The 17,306-nt window shown below is 40.0% G+C and carries 15 protein-coding genes; 3 read left to right on the top strand and 12 right to left on the bottom strand.

Annotated features, from left to right (window positions below; genetic code table 11):
* Window positions 1–143: 143 nt before the first annotated feature.
* From FJR05_RS14780 to FJR05_RS14765, 4 genes are all read right to left on the bottom strand, one after another.
* Entirely contained in the window at window positions 144–1,295 is a 1,152-nt protein-coding gene (locus FJR05_RS14780) for an alanine--glyoxylate aminotransferase family protein (RefSeq protein WP_168644799.1), read from the bottom strand.
* 284 nt (window positions 1,296–1,579) lie between these two features.
* Window positions 1,580–2,437 carry a DNA-formamidopyrimidine glycosylase gene (locus FJR05_RS14775; RefSeq protein WP_168644798.1) on the bottom strand — a complete coding sequence of 286 codons (858 nt, stop codon included), beginning with the start codon at window positions 2,435–2,437 and terminating at the stop codon, window positions 1,580–1,582.
* A 116-nt stretch (window positions 2,438–2,553) separates the two neighbouring features.
* Window positions 2,554–2,772, bottom strand: a complete 219-nt coding sequence (locus tag FJR05_RS14770) for a photosystem I reaction center subunit IV (protein ID WP_168644797.1) — start codon at window positions 2,770–2,772, stop codon at window positions 2,554–2,556.
* 213 nt (window positions 2,773–2,985) lie between these two features.
* Window positions 2,986–3,570 carry a PAP/fibrillin family protein gene (locus tag FJR05_RS14765; RefSeq protein ID WP_168644796.1) on the bottom strand — a complete coding sequence of 195 codons (585 nt, stop codon included), beginning with the start codon at window positions 3,568–3,570 and terminating at the stop codon, window positions 2,986–2,988.
* Window positions 3,571–4,225: 655 nt separating this feature from the next.
* Here FJR05_RS14765 and FJR05_RS14760 point away from each other — a divergent pair.
* Together FJR05_RS14760 and mraY are read left to right on the top strand one after the other, a co-directional pair.
* Window positions 4,226–4,465, top strand: coding sequence for a DUF3134 domain-containing protein (locus FJR05_RS14760; RefSeq protein ID WP_168644795.1), 240 nt, complete (start codon window positions 4,226–4,228; stop codon window positions 4,463–4,465).
* Window positions 4,466–4,554: 89 nt separating this feature from the next.
* Window positions 4,555–5,655: a phospho-N-acetylmuramoyl-pentapeptide-transferase gene (gene mraY, locus FJR05_RS14755; RefSeq protein WP_168644794.1), complete on the top strand. Its 1,101-nt coding sequence runs from the start codon at window positions 4,555–4,557 to the stop codon at window positions 5,653–5,655.
* A 268-nt stretch (window positions 5,656–5,923) separates the two neighbouring features.
* Here mraY and FJR05_RS14750 read toward each other — a convergent pair whose 3' ends face one another.
* From FJR05_RS14750 to FJR05_RS14740, 3 genes are all read right to left on the bottom strand, one after another.
* A complete protein-coding gene (locus tag FJR05_RS14750; protein ID WP_168644793.1) occupies window positions 5,924–8,791 on the bottom strand; it encodes a glycerol-3-phosphate acyltransferase in 2,868 nt (955 codons plus the stop codon).
* 295 nt (window positions 8,792–9,086) lie between these two features.
* On the bottom strand, window positions 9,087–9,227 hold the full coding sequence (locus FJR05_RS14745; RefSeq protein WP_027401772.1) for a hypothetical protein: 141 nt from the start codon (window positions 9,225–9,227) through the stop codon (window positions 9,087–9,089).
* 159 nt (window positions 9,228–9,386) lie between these two features.
* Window positions 9,387–10,004 carry a hypothetical protein gene (locus tag FJR05_RS14740; RefSeq protein WP_168644792.1) on the bottom strand — a complete coding sequence of 206 codons (618 nt, stop codon included), beginning with the start codon at window positions 10,002–10,004 and terminating at the stop codon, window positions 9,387–9,389.
* Between the two features lie 197 nt (window positions 10,005–10,201).
* On the opposite strand from FJR05_RS14740, the gene FJR05_RS14735 reads away from it, so the two are divergent.
* The gene (locus tag FJR05_RS14735) at window positions 10,202–10,750 is read left to right on the top strand and encodes a pentapeptide repeat-containing protein (protein WP_168644791.1); all 549 of its coding nucleotides are present in this window, start codon (window positions 10,202–10,204) and stop codon (window positions 10,748–10,750) included.
* Window positions 10,751–11,174: 424 nt separating this feature from the next.
* On the opposite strand, the gene cobJ is transcribed toward FJR05_RS14735, so the two are convergent.
* The 5 genes from cobJ to FJR05_RS14710 all read right to left on the bottom strand — a co-directional run bounded on the left by cobJ (window position 11,175) and on the right by FJR05_RS14710 (window position 17,293).
* Window positions 11,175–12,875: a precorrin-3B C(17)-methyltransferase gene (gene cobJ, locus FJR05_RS14730; RefSeq protein ID WP_168644790.1), complete on the bottom strand. Its 1,701-nt coding sequence runs from the start codon at window positions 12,873–12,875 to the stop codon at window positions 11,175–11,177.
* Window positions 12,876–13,274: 399 nt separating this feature from the next.
* Entirely contained in the window at window positions 13,275–13,583 is a 309-nt protein-coding gene (locus FJR05_RS14725) for a HigA family addiction module antitoxin (protein WP_168644789.1), read from the bottom strand.
* 177 nt (window positions 13,584–13,760) lie between these two features.
* Window positions 13,761–14,312, bottom strand: coding sequence for a hypothetical protein (locus tag FJR05_RS14720; RefSeq protein WP_168644788.1), 552 nt, complete (start codon window positions 14,310–14,312; stop codon window positions 13,761–13,763).
* A complete protein-coding gene (locus FJR05_RS14715) occupies window positions 14,309–14,857 on the bottom strand; it encodes a restriction endonuclease (RefSeq protein ID WP_168644787.1) in 549 nt (182 codons plus the stop codon). Before FJR05_RS14715 ends, FJR05_RS14720 begins: the two co-directional genes overlap by 4 nt.
* Window positions 14,858–15,025: 168 nt before the next feature.
* On the bottom strand, window positions 15,026–17,293 hold the full coding sequence (locus FJR05_RS14710; RefSeq protein WP_168644786.1) for a transglycosylase domain-containing protein: 2,268 nt from the start codon (window positions 17,291–17,293) through the stop codon (window positions 15,026–15,028).
* Between the last annotated feature and the right edge of the window lie 13 nt (window positions 17,294–17,306).

Genomic DNA, 17,306 nt, shown 5'->3' with positions numbered 1-17,306 from the left:
ATAGGGAACAGGGAACAGGGAACAGGGAACAGGGAACAGGGAATAGGGAACAGGGAATTGGTGAAAACTATTCTTCTTCCTCCTGACTCCTGACTCCTGACTCCTGAACTCCTGAACTCCTGAACTCCTGACTCCTGACTCCCCTAATTATTAGAGATCATTGTTCCTAGTGCGGCTATCAACTTATCTACACTTTCAGGACGGCTATTAAAACCCATTAAACCTACACGCCAAACTTTACCGGCAAGTTCACCTAAACCGCCGCCAATCTCAATATTATGCTCAATTAATAACTGCCTAGCAACTGATTTACCATTTACTCCTTCGGGAATACAAACAGTAGTTAAAGTTGGCAATCTGTATTCTTTTTCAACGTGCATTTTTAAACCCATGTCTTCCAATCCTTCCCACAGATATTCGACATTTTTTTGGTGACGTTGCCAACAACTAACTAAACCTTCTTCTGCTACTAAACGCAGAGCTTCCCGTAATCCATAATATAGGTTAATTGGTGCAGTGTGGTGATATGTGCGATCGCTCCCCCAATATTTCCCCAACAATGTCATATCTAAATACCAGTTTGCCACCTTAGATTGGCGCTTCTGTAACTTCTCCATTGCCCGCTCACTCATGGTAAACGGTGACGCACCTGGAGAACAACCCAACCCTTTTTGACTACAGCTATAAGCCAAATCAACGCCCCATTCATCCAAAAATATGGGAACACCACCTAAACTGGTAACGGTATCTACTAACAACAATGTGCCATATTTACGACACACCTCACCCACACCGTCTAAAGGTTGACGTGCGCCGGTGGAAGTTTCAGCATGAACTAAAGCCAAAATAGCTGGTTTATGGGTAGCAACTGCGGCACTGATTTCCTCTAAATTAAAAACTTGTCCCCAGGGTTTAGTAATAGTTCGCACATCTGCCCCATATCTACCCGCCATATCTACCAAGCGATTACCGAAATAACCCGCTACCCCAATTAATACCACATCACCCGGTTCTACAGCATTAGCTAACGTGGCCTCCATAGCGGCTGTACCCGTGCCACTAACAGCAATAGTATGGGGGTTTTCTGTTTGCCATGTGTAACGCAACAGAGATTGAATCTCATCCATGAGGTTTAAAAAAGCCGGATCTAAATGTCCTACAGGTGCGGTATTCATCGCCTGTAATACCTCTGGATGGGCGTTAGAAGGCCCTGGACCCAATAGGAGACGGTGGGGAATATTTAGGGGTTCAAGTCCTAACCGCTGACTATCGTTAATGGAAATGGTAGATGTCATAAACTTCATTTATCTGAGATTAAATGGGAATTAATCGCATGATATAGCGGTATGTGGTCAATTTGTATGCCGAAATGCGACTAATTAATCAAACATCATATTTTTTCCGCACCATTCAATTATACATTTTGTCCCTCATAACAGCAGGAAGTTCTGTAAGGTACAGTATCTAAATTCAAAACTAGACAGCAAGCCAGTTTTACTCTTTCTTTCTTTCTTTCTTCTTTCTTTCTTCTTTCTTTCTCCTGACTCCTGACTCCTGACTCCTGACTCCTACTGTAAAATTAACTTTGACATTGAGAACAAAAATGACTGGAACGCCCACCTAACTTAATGCGTTGGATAACATTACCACAAACCTTACAAGGTTCTCCAGTGCGGTTATAAACCCAGGCTTCACCACCATAATTACCGTTAACACCTTTAACACTGAGGAAATTACTAAAAGTTGTCCCACCTACCGCAATACTCGCTGATAAAACTTCAATAATTGCCGTTCGTAAAAGTTCTATTTTTGGAAGTTGTAATTCTGTACAGAGAGTAGTTGGTAAAATCCCACTTTTAAACAAAGCTTCATCTGCATAAATATTACCTAATCCTGCCACCACTGACTGATCTAATAATCCAGTTTTAATAGGACGACGGGATTTTTTTAATTTATCGGCAAAATACTCCACAGTGAAATCCGGGGAAAAGGGGTCAACTGCCAGTTTTGCCAAACCTGTAATAATACTTTCTACCGCTACATCACCAGGAACATACCACATTTGCCCGAAGGTGCGCTGGTCAACAAAGCGTAATTCTTGCTTTTCTCCAAAAAATAACCTAACTCTGGTGTGTTTGTGTAACGGTTCATCTTGGGTTAACCAAAGTAACTGACCAGTCATGCGGAGGTGAACTCCTAATGAGGGAGCAGGGGAGCAGGGGAGCAGGGGAGCAGGGGAGAGTTCAGCTAGGAGATATTTACCACGACGATGCCAGGTAGCAATAGTATTCCCTGTAATTTTATCAATAAATTCTTCAACAGAAAACGGGTAGGCAATGGTGCGTTGTAGCAACACATCTCCTCCCGTAATTTCTTGACTTAGGGTTAATTGATTTAAACCCCGACGGACTGTTTCAACTTCAGGCAGTTCAGGCATTCCAGCAAATAATATTTTTAGGAGAAGGTATGATCAAAAACAGGAAATGGACAAGATTTTCACCTTGACATCTCCTGCTATCATCCCATGAAACAATCCCCTTGACACTTGGCTGTTTACTTTGCTGCCGCTGCTTTGGGTTTAGGTGCTTCCACCTCAATTAACTCATCTACAGCAAAATTGTTTGTGTTGACCTCAGCATAGTTGGGTTTGTCAAAGCGAACAATTACAGGGTATTTGATGGCGCTTTTCTCAACAGAAACCACTGTACCAACTTCCTGAAACCAGTAGGATTCAGGGCGGAGAACTTTTACTTTAGAACCACGTTGAACCATGTTGTATCTTCCCTTTTGAAGTATGAATTGCCGTTAAAGTAGGGCTGATTGTTTTCACTCTACAACCTCAAGGTGTTTGCTTGTGGTTTTGTTAAGTTATTTGTCAAATTGGTGGGTTTTCATGGGTAATGAGTTGTTAATCTTCTCAATTCACCCTTGACAAAGTACCCATAATAGAGTAACTTCATTCCCAAACACTTCTTGCATGATGTTCTATGTCTTACTTAATACAAAAACACTACCTTCGTTACCCCTGCCTATACGGAGATCGTCATCTATATAAGTGATATCTAGCCAACCTTGTTGTTGTTCACTTTGAATGGGAAAATCAAAAGCGGTAAATTTTTTGCCTAATTCAATTTGTTGAATAAAGTTTTCTGGTGTTGTATAACCAATTAGGCTTTGTAAACCAATTATTGAACGCTGGAATTTTACTTGCACACGCTGTTGGGATACTGGTTCAAATTTAGCAGCAACGCTGACTAACCCTGAGAACAAAGGAATGCCATAAATCTCAGCTATGTTATAAACACTGTTGCTTTCTACCCGAATACATTGGTAAATTTGACCAAGTTGACAAAAGGGTAAACGATCTATATTCAATAAAGCTTTGCTTGTGGTGTATAGTAGTCGCCAGTTGCCTTCTAGTAAATTACTAGCTGCTAATGGTCGTGGTGTGGGATTAAAGTCTTCTAGGTTAGCGATCGCTGCTAAAATAGCTTGTTGTTGTGACTGATTTGCTAATAAACCGCGATTTGTACCAACAATTGTCTCTAAGAGAGTTGATTTGCCTATCATTACCCTATGCCTCAAGAGTTTATATGATGAAATAGCATTAATAAAATATTAATGTTCTTTGTCTATAACCATACAGTTCGTGAATAATGCCTTTTTGGCTACCTTTCGCTCATTAAATGAAAATTTTCTTTGATTCGGATTCAGCAATTAAAGACTTGTATGAAGGAATAAATTAACTCGTATCAAGTCAGTAACCCAGCCCTAAAAGGACTGAGCTTGCAAGAGTAATCAAGCAAGCCGTACTGACCAGACCACCCTGAGCGTCTTGCCCTGAGCGAAGTCGAAGGGAGTCTCATGGTAGCCGTTATTTGAGTCACGACACCCCGGAATGCGTTCGCGCGAGCGTGCCGTCAGGCATAGCTAGTTCCCTGCTCTGTCATTTGCAATTAAACAGTTTTAAGGTCACTGAAACAGNTGGGAGGCTCTTTGGAGCAAAACATTATGCGTACAGAGTTGGAGAATTTGAATCGGTAATTGTCCCGTTGAAAGTACATTACAAAAGTACCCCGAATTTCCTAACTCCAAGGCGGTAATGAAGGTAATGAAGAAATATTCAAGGCGGTTAAAACCGCTCGTGTCGTTTCCTACTTACTAAGTATCCTTATGATAGACTCTTAATGTCTAGTTATATAAACCCCCGTGTGTGATTGTTAATATGTTAGATTCTCCCCTCCGTGAAGCCCCCCGAAACCAGCGAGCATCAGTTATTCCCTTAAAGCAAGAGTCTTCTATGTTGGACTGGTTGCGGCTGAGTGGCCGACTGATAGCCCGTGATGCCCATGAAACCGACTCGCGGGAAGATGTAGAAGTAATATCCGATTTTCTGGGCGCAGACGACGGAATTGGTGATATTGATTATGATGATGACGATGATACACCTGTTGATGATGACTAGTTCCCAAAATACGGCGAACTATCAACTAAAAACAGTCTGTATGGTTTTATTTAGGTTTTTTTAAGTGTGGAGTGAAGGGAATTTTTTTTGTGGACGCTAAATTATCTCCTAACCAAAGTTTGAATTTTTCTGGAATTGGCTTGGCCTCCTTGCTGGCCTTGGTACTGAGTACAACAGCCTTGATTTTTGATGGTATGGGGAATAGAACCCCTTGGCATCCAATTTCCCTGACCCTACCTTTTTTATTGACTGCTGTAGGTGTGACAATTCTGGGACAGTGGGTAATTCCTCTGTTACAAAGACTGAAAACGGGACAGATTATCCGGGAAGATGGACCCCAGGCACATCTCAAAAAGGCAGGAACACCAACTATGGGAGGTATATTTTTTATCCCTGTAGCTGTGGTAATGGCTTGTATATTGGCGGATTTTTCCGAAAATGTCCTAGCGGTTTCGGCTTTAACACTCAGCTACGGTTTCATTGGTTGGATAGACGACTGGCAAATTTTACGTCGGAAGTCTAACAAGGGAATTTCTCCGAAGATGAAGTTAGCTTTGCAAGTTATCTTTGGAACAGTATTTTGTGCCTGGTTGATGTTTAAAGGTGATTTTAGTATAACTAATATCCATTTACCTTGGGTGGGTTTATCCTTGCCTTTAGGACTGTTGTTCTGGCCTGTAGCAGGGTTTGTCCTGGTTGCAGAGAGCAATGCTACTAATTTAACAGATGGGATTGATGGTTTAGCTGCGGGAACTGTAGCGATCGCTATTTTCGCATTAGGTGTGATCATTGCCCCCACTTCTCCCGATTTAATGGTTTTCTGTGCTGCTGTTAGCGGTAGTTGTTTAGGCTTTTTAGCCTATAACCGCAACCCAGCTAGTGTTTTCATGGGTGACACAGGTTCTTTAGCCCTGGGTGGCGCTTTAGCTGCTGTCGCACTGCTAACTAATACCTTAGTAGTCTTGTTTATCTTGAGTGGGATTTTCTTTGTCGAAACCCTATCTGTCATGGCACAAGTCAGTTATTATAAAGCGACTAAAGGACCAGATGGCAAAGGTAAGCGACTCTTTAAAATGGCTCCTTTACATCATCATTTAGAATTAACTGGTTGGTCAGAATTGCAAGTAGTGGCTGTGTTTTATATGATTGCTGCTTTTCTAGCTTCCGTTTGTATTATGTTCATAAAATAATCAGGTTTAATCATCAGATTTTTCACAAATAAAAATTCACAACCTCCAAATTTGGGGGTTTTTTATTTTCTATTTTGGGGAATAAAGAAGGAGAGTAGGAGTCAGGAGAGGAAGAATTAAAAGAAGATAAGAATAGTATCTAGTAGTTCGTCAAATTTATTTTGACGGGTAATGATAGGAAAAAACTTCTGTTTTCCCTCCCCTACTCCCCCTACCTCCCCTACCTCCCCTACTTGCCTTTACCCGTCATTTTTGGATTGACAGACTACTAGAGTATTTCTACTGTCCCTTTATAGCCATCAATTTGCACTTGTTGACCATCTTGGAGCAAATATGTCGCACCACGCACGTCCATGACAGCAGGAATACCGTATTCACGGGCGATAATTGCTCCGTGAGAAAGTTTACCACCTGCTTCGGCAATTAAGCCTCCAGCTTGCACTAGGACAGGGGCCCAACCGGAATCTGTGTAAGGGACGACAAGGATGGTGTTTTTATCAATGTTATGGGCTTCTTGTAAGGTTCGTAATACTTTTACCCGTCCTTGAATTTGTCCTTGACTGGCGGGAATACCTAGTAAAATGTTGTCAGAGGGATCAATTACCGGGGCTATAGGGTGAGGTGGGTTATAACCGTAAACTACGGGAGGAATTTGGGGAATTTGGCTATCTTGGATAAATTGCGATCGCCTATTTGCGATTAATTCCCAAACATGATTCCTAAAAACTACATCTGAATTAACTGCTAAATGACGAATTTCCTCTAACTTGAGAAAGAAAATATCTCCCCGTTGAGTTAATATCCCAGACTGAAGCCACATCCGTTCTAGCGCCAAAAATGTCCAGCGTAGTTCCGCTAACAATCGGGAATAAACTTCTGTTACTCTACCTTTAAGATCAACTCGTCTTTGCACTAAATTTGCCTGTTCTGGACGGGAATCATCTGAATTTGGTGATTCCGGTGCTTGTAGCAACTGGATAAATAATTGTCTGACTATTTGGGGATTTTCTCGCCACGTGGGGACGGAAATATCTGTACCAACTTCGCTCAAATAGCCATAATCCTCAATCAATTCGTTAAATTCGGCTACAATTCTCGCCCCTGCGGCTGTTTCTGCCAATTGTGCAAATACTTGTTCTGGGTTAAGTTCATAGTTACCGGCGATTAAAATTTGTTTAGCATCCGCCACCAGTAGACGCATAGCTCTTAATGATGCTACCTCTGGGGTGACACTATTATCAATTTCTTCGGTTTTTGCCCCCAAAACTGCTTGACGGATAGCTGCACTCAACGGGGCTAAAATGCTGTAATAAGTACCCCGGTGGAGTAAGTTGAGAATTAAATCTATTCTGCTTAATAATTGATCTAGTGATAATTCCTCAATGACAACGTTTGATAATTGGGTTAATCCGGGAATGAAAACTTGACGATAATCTAATTTAAAATCTTTGTCTAAATCAATTTCTCGCTTGAGTAACTTGGTCAGTCCTGGTAAATTAGCCAAAGTGGAATCTAGAGCAGGTTTACTCATGCTTGCACCTCTAGTCAGAAATTCCAAACTTTCTGGCGGTAATCCCATTTCTAGAAAGATTTCTCCTAATAAGGAAGCATTAAAATAGGCTCTAGAGTAGTGCAGTGTGGCTGTTGTGGCAAAATCCAACCGATTAGCGCGATCGCCTAACACTATACTAAAAATTTCCCCCCACACACCACAGGTTAAAGGTGAATTAATAGACCAAGTTAAGGGATGAATAACTCCCGGAATCACCTCAGCGGCGATTTTTCTTGTCCATAAGGGTAAAAGCGTGGTGATCGGTCTTGTCTGCAATACCCACAGATTTTGACCATCATAACTCCATTCAATATCTTGAGGAATGCCCAAATAACGTTTTTCTAACCGTCGAGCTAAGTATGCAACCTGTTTAATTAATGCTTCAGGAACTTTGCCACTACCTTCAAATTGCAGACAAGATAATTTCTCATTATCAGCAACCACAACTCGATATTGTTCCGGTGTTACCTTCCCAGAGACAATTTGCGTAGGACTACCAGATATGGCTTCAATAACCACCGCCTCACCCTGTTGAGAAATCGGATCTCGGCTAAAAGCTACCCCAGAAAATACGCTTTGGACTTGTTGTTGAATGAGTACCCCCATTTCCCGTTCTTCTGAACTACTGCGACGGCGATATTCGACGGCACTGGGATGATTATATGAGGCTTGAACTTGAGCGATCGCTTGTCGCAATTCTACCTTACTGATTACATTTAAAATCGTTTCATATTGTCCTGCCGCCGAAGCTTGTTGGGAATCTTCCCCAATCGCCGAAGAACGCACTACCAAGGGCGAAAGTGGCGACGGTTGCAGAAAATCAATTAAAATATTAGGATCTTCACCAGCAGCCAGTACCCAACCTTTAGGAACTGCATAGCCCCAACGTTTAATTTGCGATAATGTCGCCGCTTTAGCTCCCACCACTTCCCCATCTAAATCATCATCTAAAGTAATAATCCTCTCCTCATTCTTTAAATATTCCATCATCGGTTGAGATTCTGGAGCAGCCTCCTCCACAGGGAGATTCATATCATCAGGAATTTGGCTATAAATCCAGTAAATTAACCCCGACAAAGTTGAAGCAGCGATAATCCTCGATATATCTTGGGAATGGATAATACCCACAAACAGAGGAAATATCACTAATACCCCCAACTTAATAGTTTCCTTAGAACGAGTAATTAAAAACCCAATCGCCGCCAGCAAACTCACAAAAGCAGCTACTATCGGATCATGTGCCAACAACCCCCAAGAAACGTTAGTTGTTCCTGCGCCTTTAGTAGCCACATATCTACCGACAACCAAAGCGATTAAAGCAACGAGTTCCCAGACTGGTTGGGAAGGAAAACAATATTGGGCAATTGTCACAACCGCAACACCTTTAAGGGCTTCGGAAACCACACAGATACTTCCCGCTAACTTACCACCATGATAAAAAGCGGCTGCTACACTAATATTTCCTGTACCCACCGTAGCTAACTGCTTACCACTCAAGGCATAAGTAATCCAGGCAATTAGTGGTATTGCTCCTAACAGTGGACAAACAATTAAAATAATGACGATACCGAAAAAATTAATCATGATTCTTGAATCTAAAAATTAAAATTTGATGACATATTCTAAGTTTGTTAACAACAAACATGAATTGCCTAATAAACATAACACCCTTATAAATCAATACTTCCAAGGACTATTAAGGTTGATAATATCAAAATAATTAGCCTTGACAAGATTCAAAATAATTCTTTCTCTTTTCTTCCTCCTGACTCCTGATTGGGCGCAGGCCCTGCGCCCCTACCTCCTAACTCCTCTTAAATATAAGGACACTAGAAAACAATGATAGTCTTACTAGTGTCCCAAATGTTATTTAAGGAATTTAGCCTAGTGCATAAGCGGCAGTAAGCGCCCAAATAATCAGGCCAGCAATTGATCCTAAAAGTACCACAGTAGAAATTGTAATCAGTTTAGGTGAATCTGCACCTTCAAATTTCATGATTCCGCGATTTAAATCGGACATTGTTTTATAATGCTCCTTTATTACAGGGCTAATCTGTCCGTCTTGATTCTAGTCTTTCTATTGCCAGATGGTGTTAAATTCTTATTACGATTTTTTTTAAGATTGGTAACAACAGGCAAAATGGGAGTTTTCCACTACTTAATATTTTGCAAATATAATTTAATTTTCTCTAATCCAAAGAGCTAAACCACCTCCGCGTCCACGAGCAGCAATCATATCTTCTGTCACCAGAAAGAAAGCAAAAAAAGCCAATTTAGCTATGGGTTGCTGATCAAAATCTTTAATTTCACCTTTACTTGTAGAAATATTTTGATTGACAAACATCCAATCAAATAAACTAATCTGCATTTTGATAAAATCAAACGCCAATAAATTCTTTTTTCCTAAATATTTTATCGGTCCGGTTAATTTTAATAATATTCCTCCTAATTGGACTTGATTCGCAATTTCTCCTGTTCCCAAAGCCTCTGTTTCTGCCGGATTCAAGCAAATATGAATCTTCGTAAATCTGGGTACATACCAACCTTTACCTAAAATAATTCCCCCACGATTTCTGACTTTTTTAGTACCAGTAGCAAAACAAAGTCGCCATTTACCATTGAGGGATTCAAAAGAATAATTTAACTTTTGTAGCTTGGCGGTTTTTTCCGCTGCCAGTAACGCATTTACCATTATTTCCGCCGAGGGTAATTGATTTCCGGCTCGGTACGCAGTCGCAGCACTGGATAAAGAGTTAATAAAATCAGAGGGAGAATGAGATATTAAATTAGCTGTCATAAAAGGATTTTTGATCTAAACTATCGCTATTTTTTTCATAAACTACATAGATTGTAACGTTTATTTAATTATTTTCTTAATTAATGGTATAATGAAGGCAAGATTTTTAGCTAAAATTGCGATCGCTAAAATCTCAAGTAATTGTGTGTGGTTTGGGAAGTGTAATAACTCACCTGTAGACACAATGAGGTGGAAATATGGATACTCAACAACTTCTGAAGTCTTATAAATCAGGAGAAAGGAATTTCCCAGAAATAAATCTGCACCAAGCTATGTTAAGACGTGCCGATTTGAGAGGCATAAATTTAGAAGCAGCAGATTTAAGCGGAGCGGATCTTACTCAAGCAAATCTGAGTGGTTGTAACCTCACTAGAGCCAATCTCACTAATGCTGATTTAACTAGAGCAAATTTGGAAAATGCCAACCTAAGTGAAGTTAACTTAATTGGCGCTGATTTAACTAGAGTCAGTCTCAGAAAAACTAACCTGAGTGGCGCTGATTTGCGAACTGCAAATTTAACTTCAGCAAACTTAGTCGGTGCAAATCTCAACCAAGCAGAAGTGAGTGGTGCTAACTTTACAAACGCTGATTTATATCATGCCAATTTAATTGATAGTAATGTCAATGAAGCTGAATTTATGGGTGTTGATTTAACAACAACAATTATCACACAATTCGAGAGAACTGGAGAGATTTTGCATATAGGTTTATCCCATAAATGGATAACTTGGGCTGGTAGTTGTTGATATTTTGATAACTTGCTATTACAAAGTTACAAAATCAATACCACACTAATGTGAAATAAAAATGTAATAAATAGATTTATAGAGGCGAGTAAACTCGCCTTTTTTAATAAAAAGTAAGAATTATTCCAATAATTTATAATAAGTAAAATGTCCGCAAGAGCGGACATTATCAGGGCTTCTGTCACTTTTATTGGCTACAATCATGTCTGAAACATGATGTTTTTATTGTTGATGATAATCATAAAAAAATCAAGTCTTTCTCTGATATAAACTAGACATAATTAAGAGAGTTATATCTTAGAGGAGTCAGGAGGAAGAAAGAAGGAGGAAGAAAGAAGGAGGAAGAAAGAAGGAGGAAGAAAGAAGAAGGAGAAAGAAAGAAGAAGAAAGAAAAAAATAGATATTCTATTTAATAGAAAAAACATCAATCCTCAGCATTATATCGGCGGGAAGTATAAACCCAAATATTATGATCTTGCTGAATTTGTCGAGTGTGAGAAGAACCAATAATAATCACAGTTCGCATATCTGCTAATCCTGGTTCTAACTCTTCTAGAGTCGTAACCTTGACTTCTTCTCCCTTTCTTCCTAAATTTCGTCCCAACACAACTGGGGTATTGGGTTTACGGTATTCCATTAAAATCTTTTTCGCGGCGGCTAGTTGCCAAGTGCGTTCTTTTGATACAGGATTATAGAAAGCAATGACAAAATCACTTGTAGCCGCAGCGGTGATTCGTTGAGCAATAATTTCCCAAGGTTTCAAAATATCAGAGAGAGAAATCACACAAAAATCATGCCCCAAAGGCGCACCAATAGTGGCTGCTGCGGCTTGCATAGCCGAAATACCAGGGGCGACTTGAATATCAATGGTTTGCCATTCTGGTTTGTGATATTGCTCTAAAACCTCAAATACTGCCGCCGCCATTGCGTAAATACCGGGGTCGCCAGAAGATACAACAGCTACATATTTTCCCGATGCAGCTAAATCTAGTGCCTGATATGCCCTTTCTGCTTCCACGCGGTTATCTGATTCATGAACACGCTTACCATCTGCGAGATGTCCAATTAAATTAATATAAGTTTTATAACCGACTAAATCCGTCGCTGCTGCCAAAATTTCCTTTACCTGGGGTGACATCCATTGAGATGCACCAGGGCCAGTACCAATAATAGCTAATTTGCCTTGGGTTTGTCCAATGGTGTCGGGGTTGATAATTTGTGTGGAAATGGCAACGGCTATATGGGAAAATGGGGATGATACAATTCGACCATCTGCACCTGTAGCTGCCAAAACTAATTCCGTTAATTCATTGGTGGGTAGGAAGCGGGTAGGAACGCCCAAAGTCGTCGCTATAGAGTGAAGTTGGGAATTATTCGCCAGTTGTAGCGGTGCAAATATTCCTGCCACTGCGGTAGGTGCTAAATTAGATTCTGCGAGGATTTGGTGAATTTGAGTGATTGTATCTGGTTCTGGGTTGGTGAGAGCGATCGCAATTTTCCCAGGATGATAAACTAAACAATTAGCATCAGAATTACCCAAATTTTCAGTAATTTGAATAATTAACTCACCATTTTCATCAATAGGTAAATTACTCTCACTCAACCAAGGTGCTATTCCTTGTAATTTAACTTTTCCCCCAGCCAATAAATCAGCAATAAATTTTTTCCCATGTTCTGGGTTAGCTAAATGATATCCAACAGGAGGAGACAACAAAGCAGTGTGAAAACGGATATCTCCCGTTGTGGTAATTGCTGGTTGGATATTCAGTCCTAACCCCACCTGACGCGCTAAATCATTTACACCACTTAAACCACCTAAAAGTGGAACAACAGCACTACCATCTTCAGCTACAGCTAAAATTGGCGGTTCTTGTCCCTTGTCAGTTAACAACGGTGCAATTGTTCTAATCAAAATCCCTGCCGCACAAATACCAATTATCGGTGTACCAGCGGCGAATAATTCTCTTAAAGTTTCGCCAAAATTGGTAAAGCTAATATCAACATCATGAGTGCGATTAACTAAACCGTATAATTTTGCACCAGCTAAGACATTCGTAATTTTTCGCCCCACTGTAACACTATTTTGACTCAAGACCACAACCGCAGGGCATACCCTAATATTCATAAAAATTTTTAATCTTGTAAATCCTTAAATTTTGGGCGTTGCTGAATAACTTTAGATAACATCCTGGCTCAGTCAACGACAAAAACTTAGGAATGTGAATTAAATTAAATAAATTGCAAAAGTAGGGTGTGTTAGCGACAGCGTAACGCACCATTCCCAGTTTAAATCAGAATTGCAGGTTATTAAATTTGCGTGCCTTATCAAGTTATTTAGAAGCAATCTATAGCTTCTGAAGCCATAGGTCAGCATAACACTATAGCCAAGGTCATGCAACCCCCTTGCAACCCAAAAACCTGACTATGGCATGATGATAGAGAATTTAAGCCGATTTTAGATATTTCAAATAACGCTGATATTGTCCGTTTCCTACAACGAATTGAACATCTTGAATGAGATGTATTAATCTGTTGCTAGTAAAGAATAAGGAATAATTTGATTTAACAGTTCTCCTAAATTTCTTTTTGCTTCCATTATTTCATAAGCATTTTGCAATCTTAAGAAATAACCATCTGAAAGTCTAAAATAGCGACAAAGGCGCAAATCTATATCTGCTGTCATTTTAAGTTTACCTGTAATAACTCCTTGAATAGTAGAATAAGTTAAACCTAAATTAACAGCTAAAGTATTTTCGCTGATGTCTAATTCTTCTAAAAATTCATATTTTAAAATTTCACCAGCATGGGGATTATGTAGTAAGTTATTTTCCATGACATTTTCTCCTAATGGTAATCCACTATTTCTACATTATAAGCATTTCCATTTTCCCAAAAGATCCCCGACTTCTTTTCAAGATTTTTCTATTCAACAAATAATTAATCTTAGAAGTCGGGGATCTGAAAAATGATGTTGGGTTTCCTTGCGTCAACCCAACCTACAAATATATGGTTAGTTAATTGAGACAAAAGACGGAGTAAGTAATGACAAAAATTCCATTATTTCTTGTATTAATGGATGTTGTTGCAATATCTTAATTTCTTCATGATTGATATTACTAAATATTTTCTCACTAATTGATTGTTCTTTTCCTAAAACTGTCTCTAAAAATTCTTTAGGTTTACTTTGCGCTAGTTGCCATTCTAAATCATTAAATTGACGTTGGGCGATTTTTTCAATTAATGGTTTATTTTGGAGAAATATAATTTCTATTTCGGGAATAGCTAAAGATACTTGAAAAGGTGTTTTAGCCGCAGCACGACGTAATAAGTAATTAACTAAATCCCTTTTTTCAAATATTTGAGATTCGTTATCTGTATTAGCATCTAAAATTAATATTACAGGAATATGTCTAGTAGCAATCAGTGAACTTGCTAATGATCTTACTTCATATTGACTTTCACCTACTACTATTTTCACATCTTGAATTAAATTTTTAGGCAGTAATTTTTCTATGATTTCTTGGTTTTTATTACCTTCTAATACTATATAAGATAAAGTCATGATAGAACCTCTGTTTTAATGCTGTAATTAGCTAGTCCTTGTTCAACACAAATACGATATTTTTTGATTAATGCTCTACGTATACACTCATTTTCTAAACAATATTTAATTTCTTCTCCTCCCCACAATAGAATCGTTTGAGGTGCAACAAATCCAGCTAAGGTTTCCGATGCTTCTGTAAATCCACTACGACTAAATATACTACCAATAGTTGCTGCTGGTCTGCGTAATAGTTGATTTCTTAACTTGGCTATAGGTTCAATTTTAACAGGTTTTGCTGTATCTTTACATTCTATTATACAAGATAAGCCATCTGCATAAACTACTCCGTCAATTTGTTCTATTTCTTCTCCATCTAAATACACGCTGTAAGGCCAGGTTACTTCGGCGTTGTTGAGTTGAAATGCTCGTAAAACAAGATATTCTAATGCCTTACCTGCATCCCAATTTGGTGTATTACCTGATTCAATTTCTGACCATAATTTGATTAAATTATCCCAGTTATAGCTGGTAATTCTTGCCTTATATTCTGCATCTGTAGTCATTATTTTATCTGAAGTTTTGTATGTTGTAACTTATTTATCATTAATTTTACGTTACGCTTTTATTGATTATTGTTGGGTTTCCTTGCGTCAACCCAACCTACTATTACTAATATCCATAAAAATTTTTAATCTTGTAAATCCTTAAATTTTGGTCATTGATTCCTGACCCTATTTAGCAATTTTACCCATATAATTACCCCAAAGTTGTGCTGCTTGGGCGCTGCTGCCGGAGGTAGGTGAATTATTGTCATTTCCTAGCCAAATGCCGGTGACAAGTTGACGACTGGGAATAAAACCAATAAACCAGAGGTCAACATTATCATTTGTTGTTCCGGTTTTACCTGCTTCGCCTAAACCAATAGCCGCGCTACGACCTGTCCCACTAGTAATTACTCCCCGCATCATAGTAGTCATTTGATTGGCAACTGCTGGTTTTAGCACTTGTTTAGAACCATTTGGATCTGTATCAAAGGAGTAAATTACTCGACAGGTTTCAAAATCTTTGAGATCCTTGCAATCACTACTGTCACGAATTTTACTAATAGCATGGGGAGGATTCCAGACTCCACGATTACTAATTGCCCCAAATGCCCCGGTCATTTCTAACACATTAACCACACTTTGACCTAATACCAAACCGGGTACTGCCTCAAGATTGGATTTAACACCCAAACGCTGCGCCATATCTACGACTTGATTCAAGCCAATTTCCTTGGCTACCCGCAAAGCAATGGGGTTTTCCGAAAGTGCTAAACCAGTGGTTATGTCTAAACTACCACCAGCACCAACCCGACAGGGTTTATAGGTAAAGCCTTGCCAAGTTAAAGGGTTGCAAGAATAACTTTTGTATGGAGAAAACCCTTTTTCTATGGCCGCAGCGTAGGCAAAAATTTTAAAGGTAGAACCCGGTTGTCTTTGGGCTTGAACGGTGCGATTGAACTGGCTTTTTCTGTAATCAGTGCCGCCTACCATTGCTACAATACTCCCGGTTTTTGAGTCCAGAGTTACCATTCCCCCTTGGGAAAAGCCAAAATTTGAGCCGGCTTTGGTGACGGATTTTTTTAACTCGGCTTCGGCTTTGGCTTGGATATTTGGATCTAGTTGGGTTTCGATGATATAGTTACCTTCTCTGGCTGCTTCTGGACCTAGCCTTGATGTGAGTTCTTGAAAGACGTAATCATAGAAATAGGGGGCGATGGTTTTGGCTTGCCTTTCGCAAACTTTGGGGTTAACTTGAACGGTAGAACGGCGAGCGCGGTTGGCTTCTTCTTGGGTAATTTTGCCCATTTCTAGCAGTCGTTTAATGACTCGATTGCGGTAGTCGGCTGCACCGAGTTTGCGCCGACCACTGCCACAAAAATCGAAGGCATTGGGGGCGGGTAAAATTCCTACTAGGGTGGCTGCTTCGGCTAGGGTTAATTCTTTGGCGGATTTGTTGAAATAATATTTAGCGGCATCTTCAAAGCCGGAGGTGTCTGCACCTAAAAATACGCGATTTAAGTAGGTTAGTAAAATATCGTCTTTGCTGTAAAAGGTTTCTAGTTTGAGGGAGACGACGGCTTCTTTGATTTTCCGTCCTAAAGAGTCTTGACTGCCTACATATTCCCGGAATAAACTTCGAGCTACTTGTTGGGTAACTGTACTTGCCCCTTGTTGAACGTCACCGCTACGACTGTTGATAAGTACGGCTCGTAACACACCCAGAGGGTCTACGCCAAAGTGCCAATAGTAACGACTATCTTCTGAGGCTACAACCGCAGCAGGTAAATATGGGCCAAAGTCTGATAATTGTTTCAGGTCTATGTGGGCGATGTTGCGGGGTTCACGGAGTGGGGTTGAGCCATCACGGGCATAGACAACGACGGGGGCGCGAGTGGCTGTAGGTAGGGGTCGAACGTGAAATTTCAGCCATTCTCCACCTATGGCTAGGGCAATTAAAGCTGTGACACCACCGACTCCATAGGCTGTCCAGGTGGCAGCTTTGATGTACCAAGCTGGGGGGTCTATGTATTGAATACTGACGGCATCAGCTAGGTCTTGTGGTCCTAAGTTAATAACATCTCCATGACGTAGTTCTAGGGTATTTATCCGCCTTTTGCCGAGATAAATCCCGTTGGTGGAGTTTTCGTCTTTGATTGTGAAAACGGGGGTGTTTTGGGTGGAGTCCCGCGATAATGAGAGGTGAACTGTGCTGACAAGTGGGTTACGGACGACGATATCAGAGGATTTTGAACTCCGTCCTAGTATATAGCGATCGCCTAATAAATCATATTCTTCTTCTTGATTCCCGCCGGCATCATGCACCAATAGTTTTGGTACTTTTGCATTGGGTTTGAGCTTCATGGAAAAGTTGACTCTAGCATGAATGGTGTTGACCGCTTGAGTGACTTGACCAAATATAGTTTTCGGCTTGTGAGGAGGTTGGGGAGAACTCATAAACAATTGCAAG

Source organism: Dolichospermum sp. UHCC 0259 (assembly GCF_009711935.1).
Lineage (GTDB): Bacteria > Cyanobacteriota > Cyanobacteriia > Cyanobacteriales > Nostocaceae > Dolichospermum.
The sequence above is the reverse complement of the archived record's forward strand: the minus strand, read 5'-3'. Positions and strand labels throughout refer to the sequence as shown.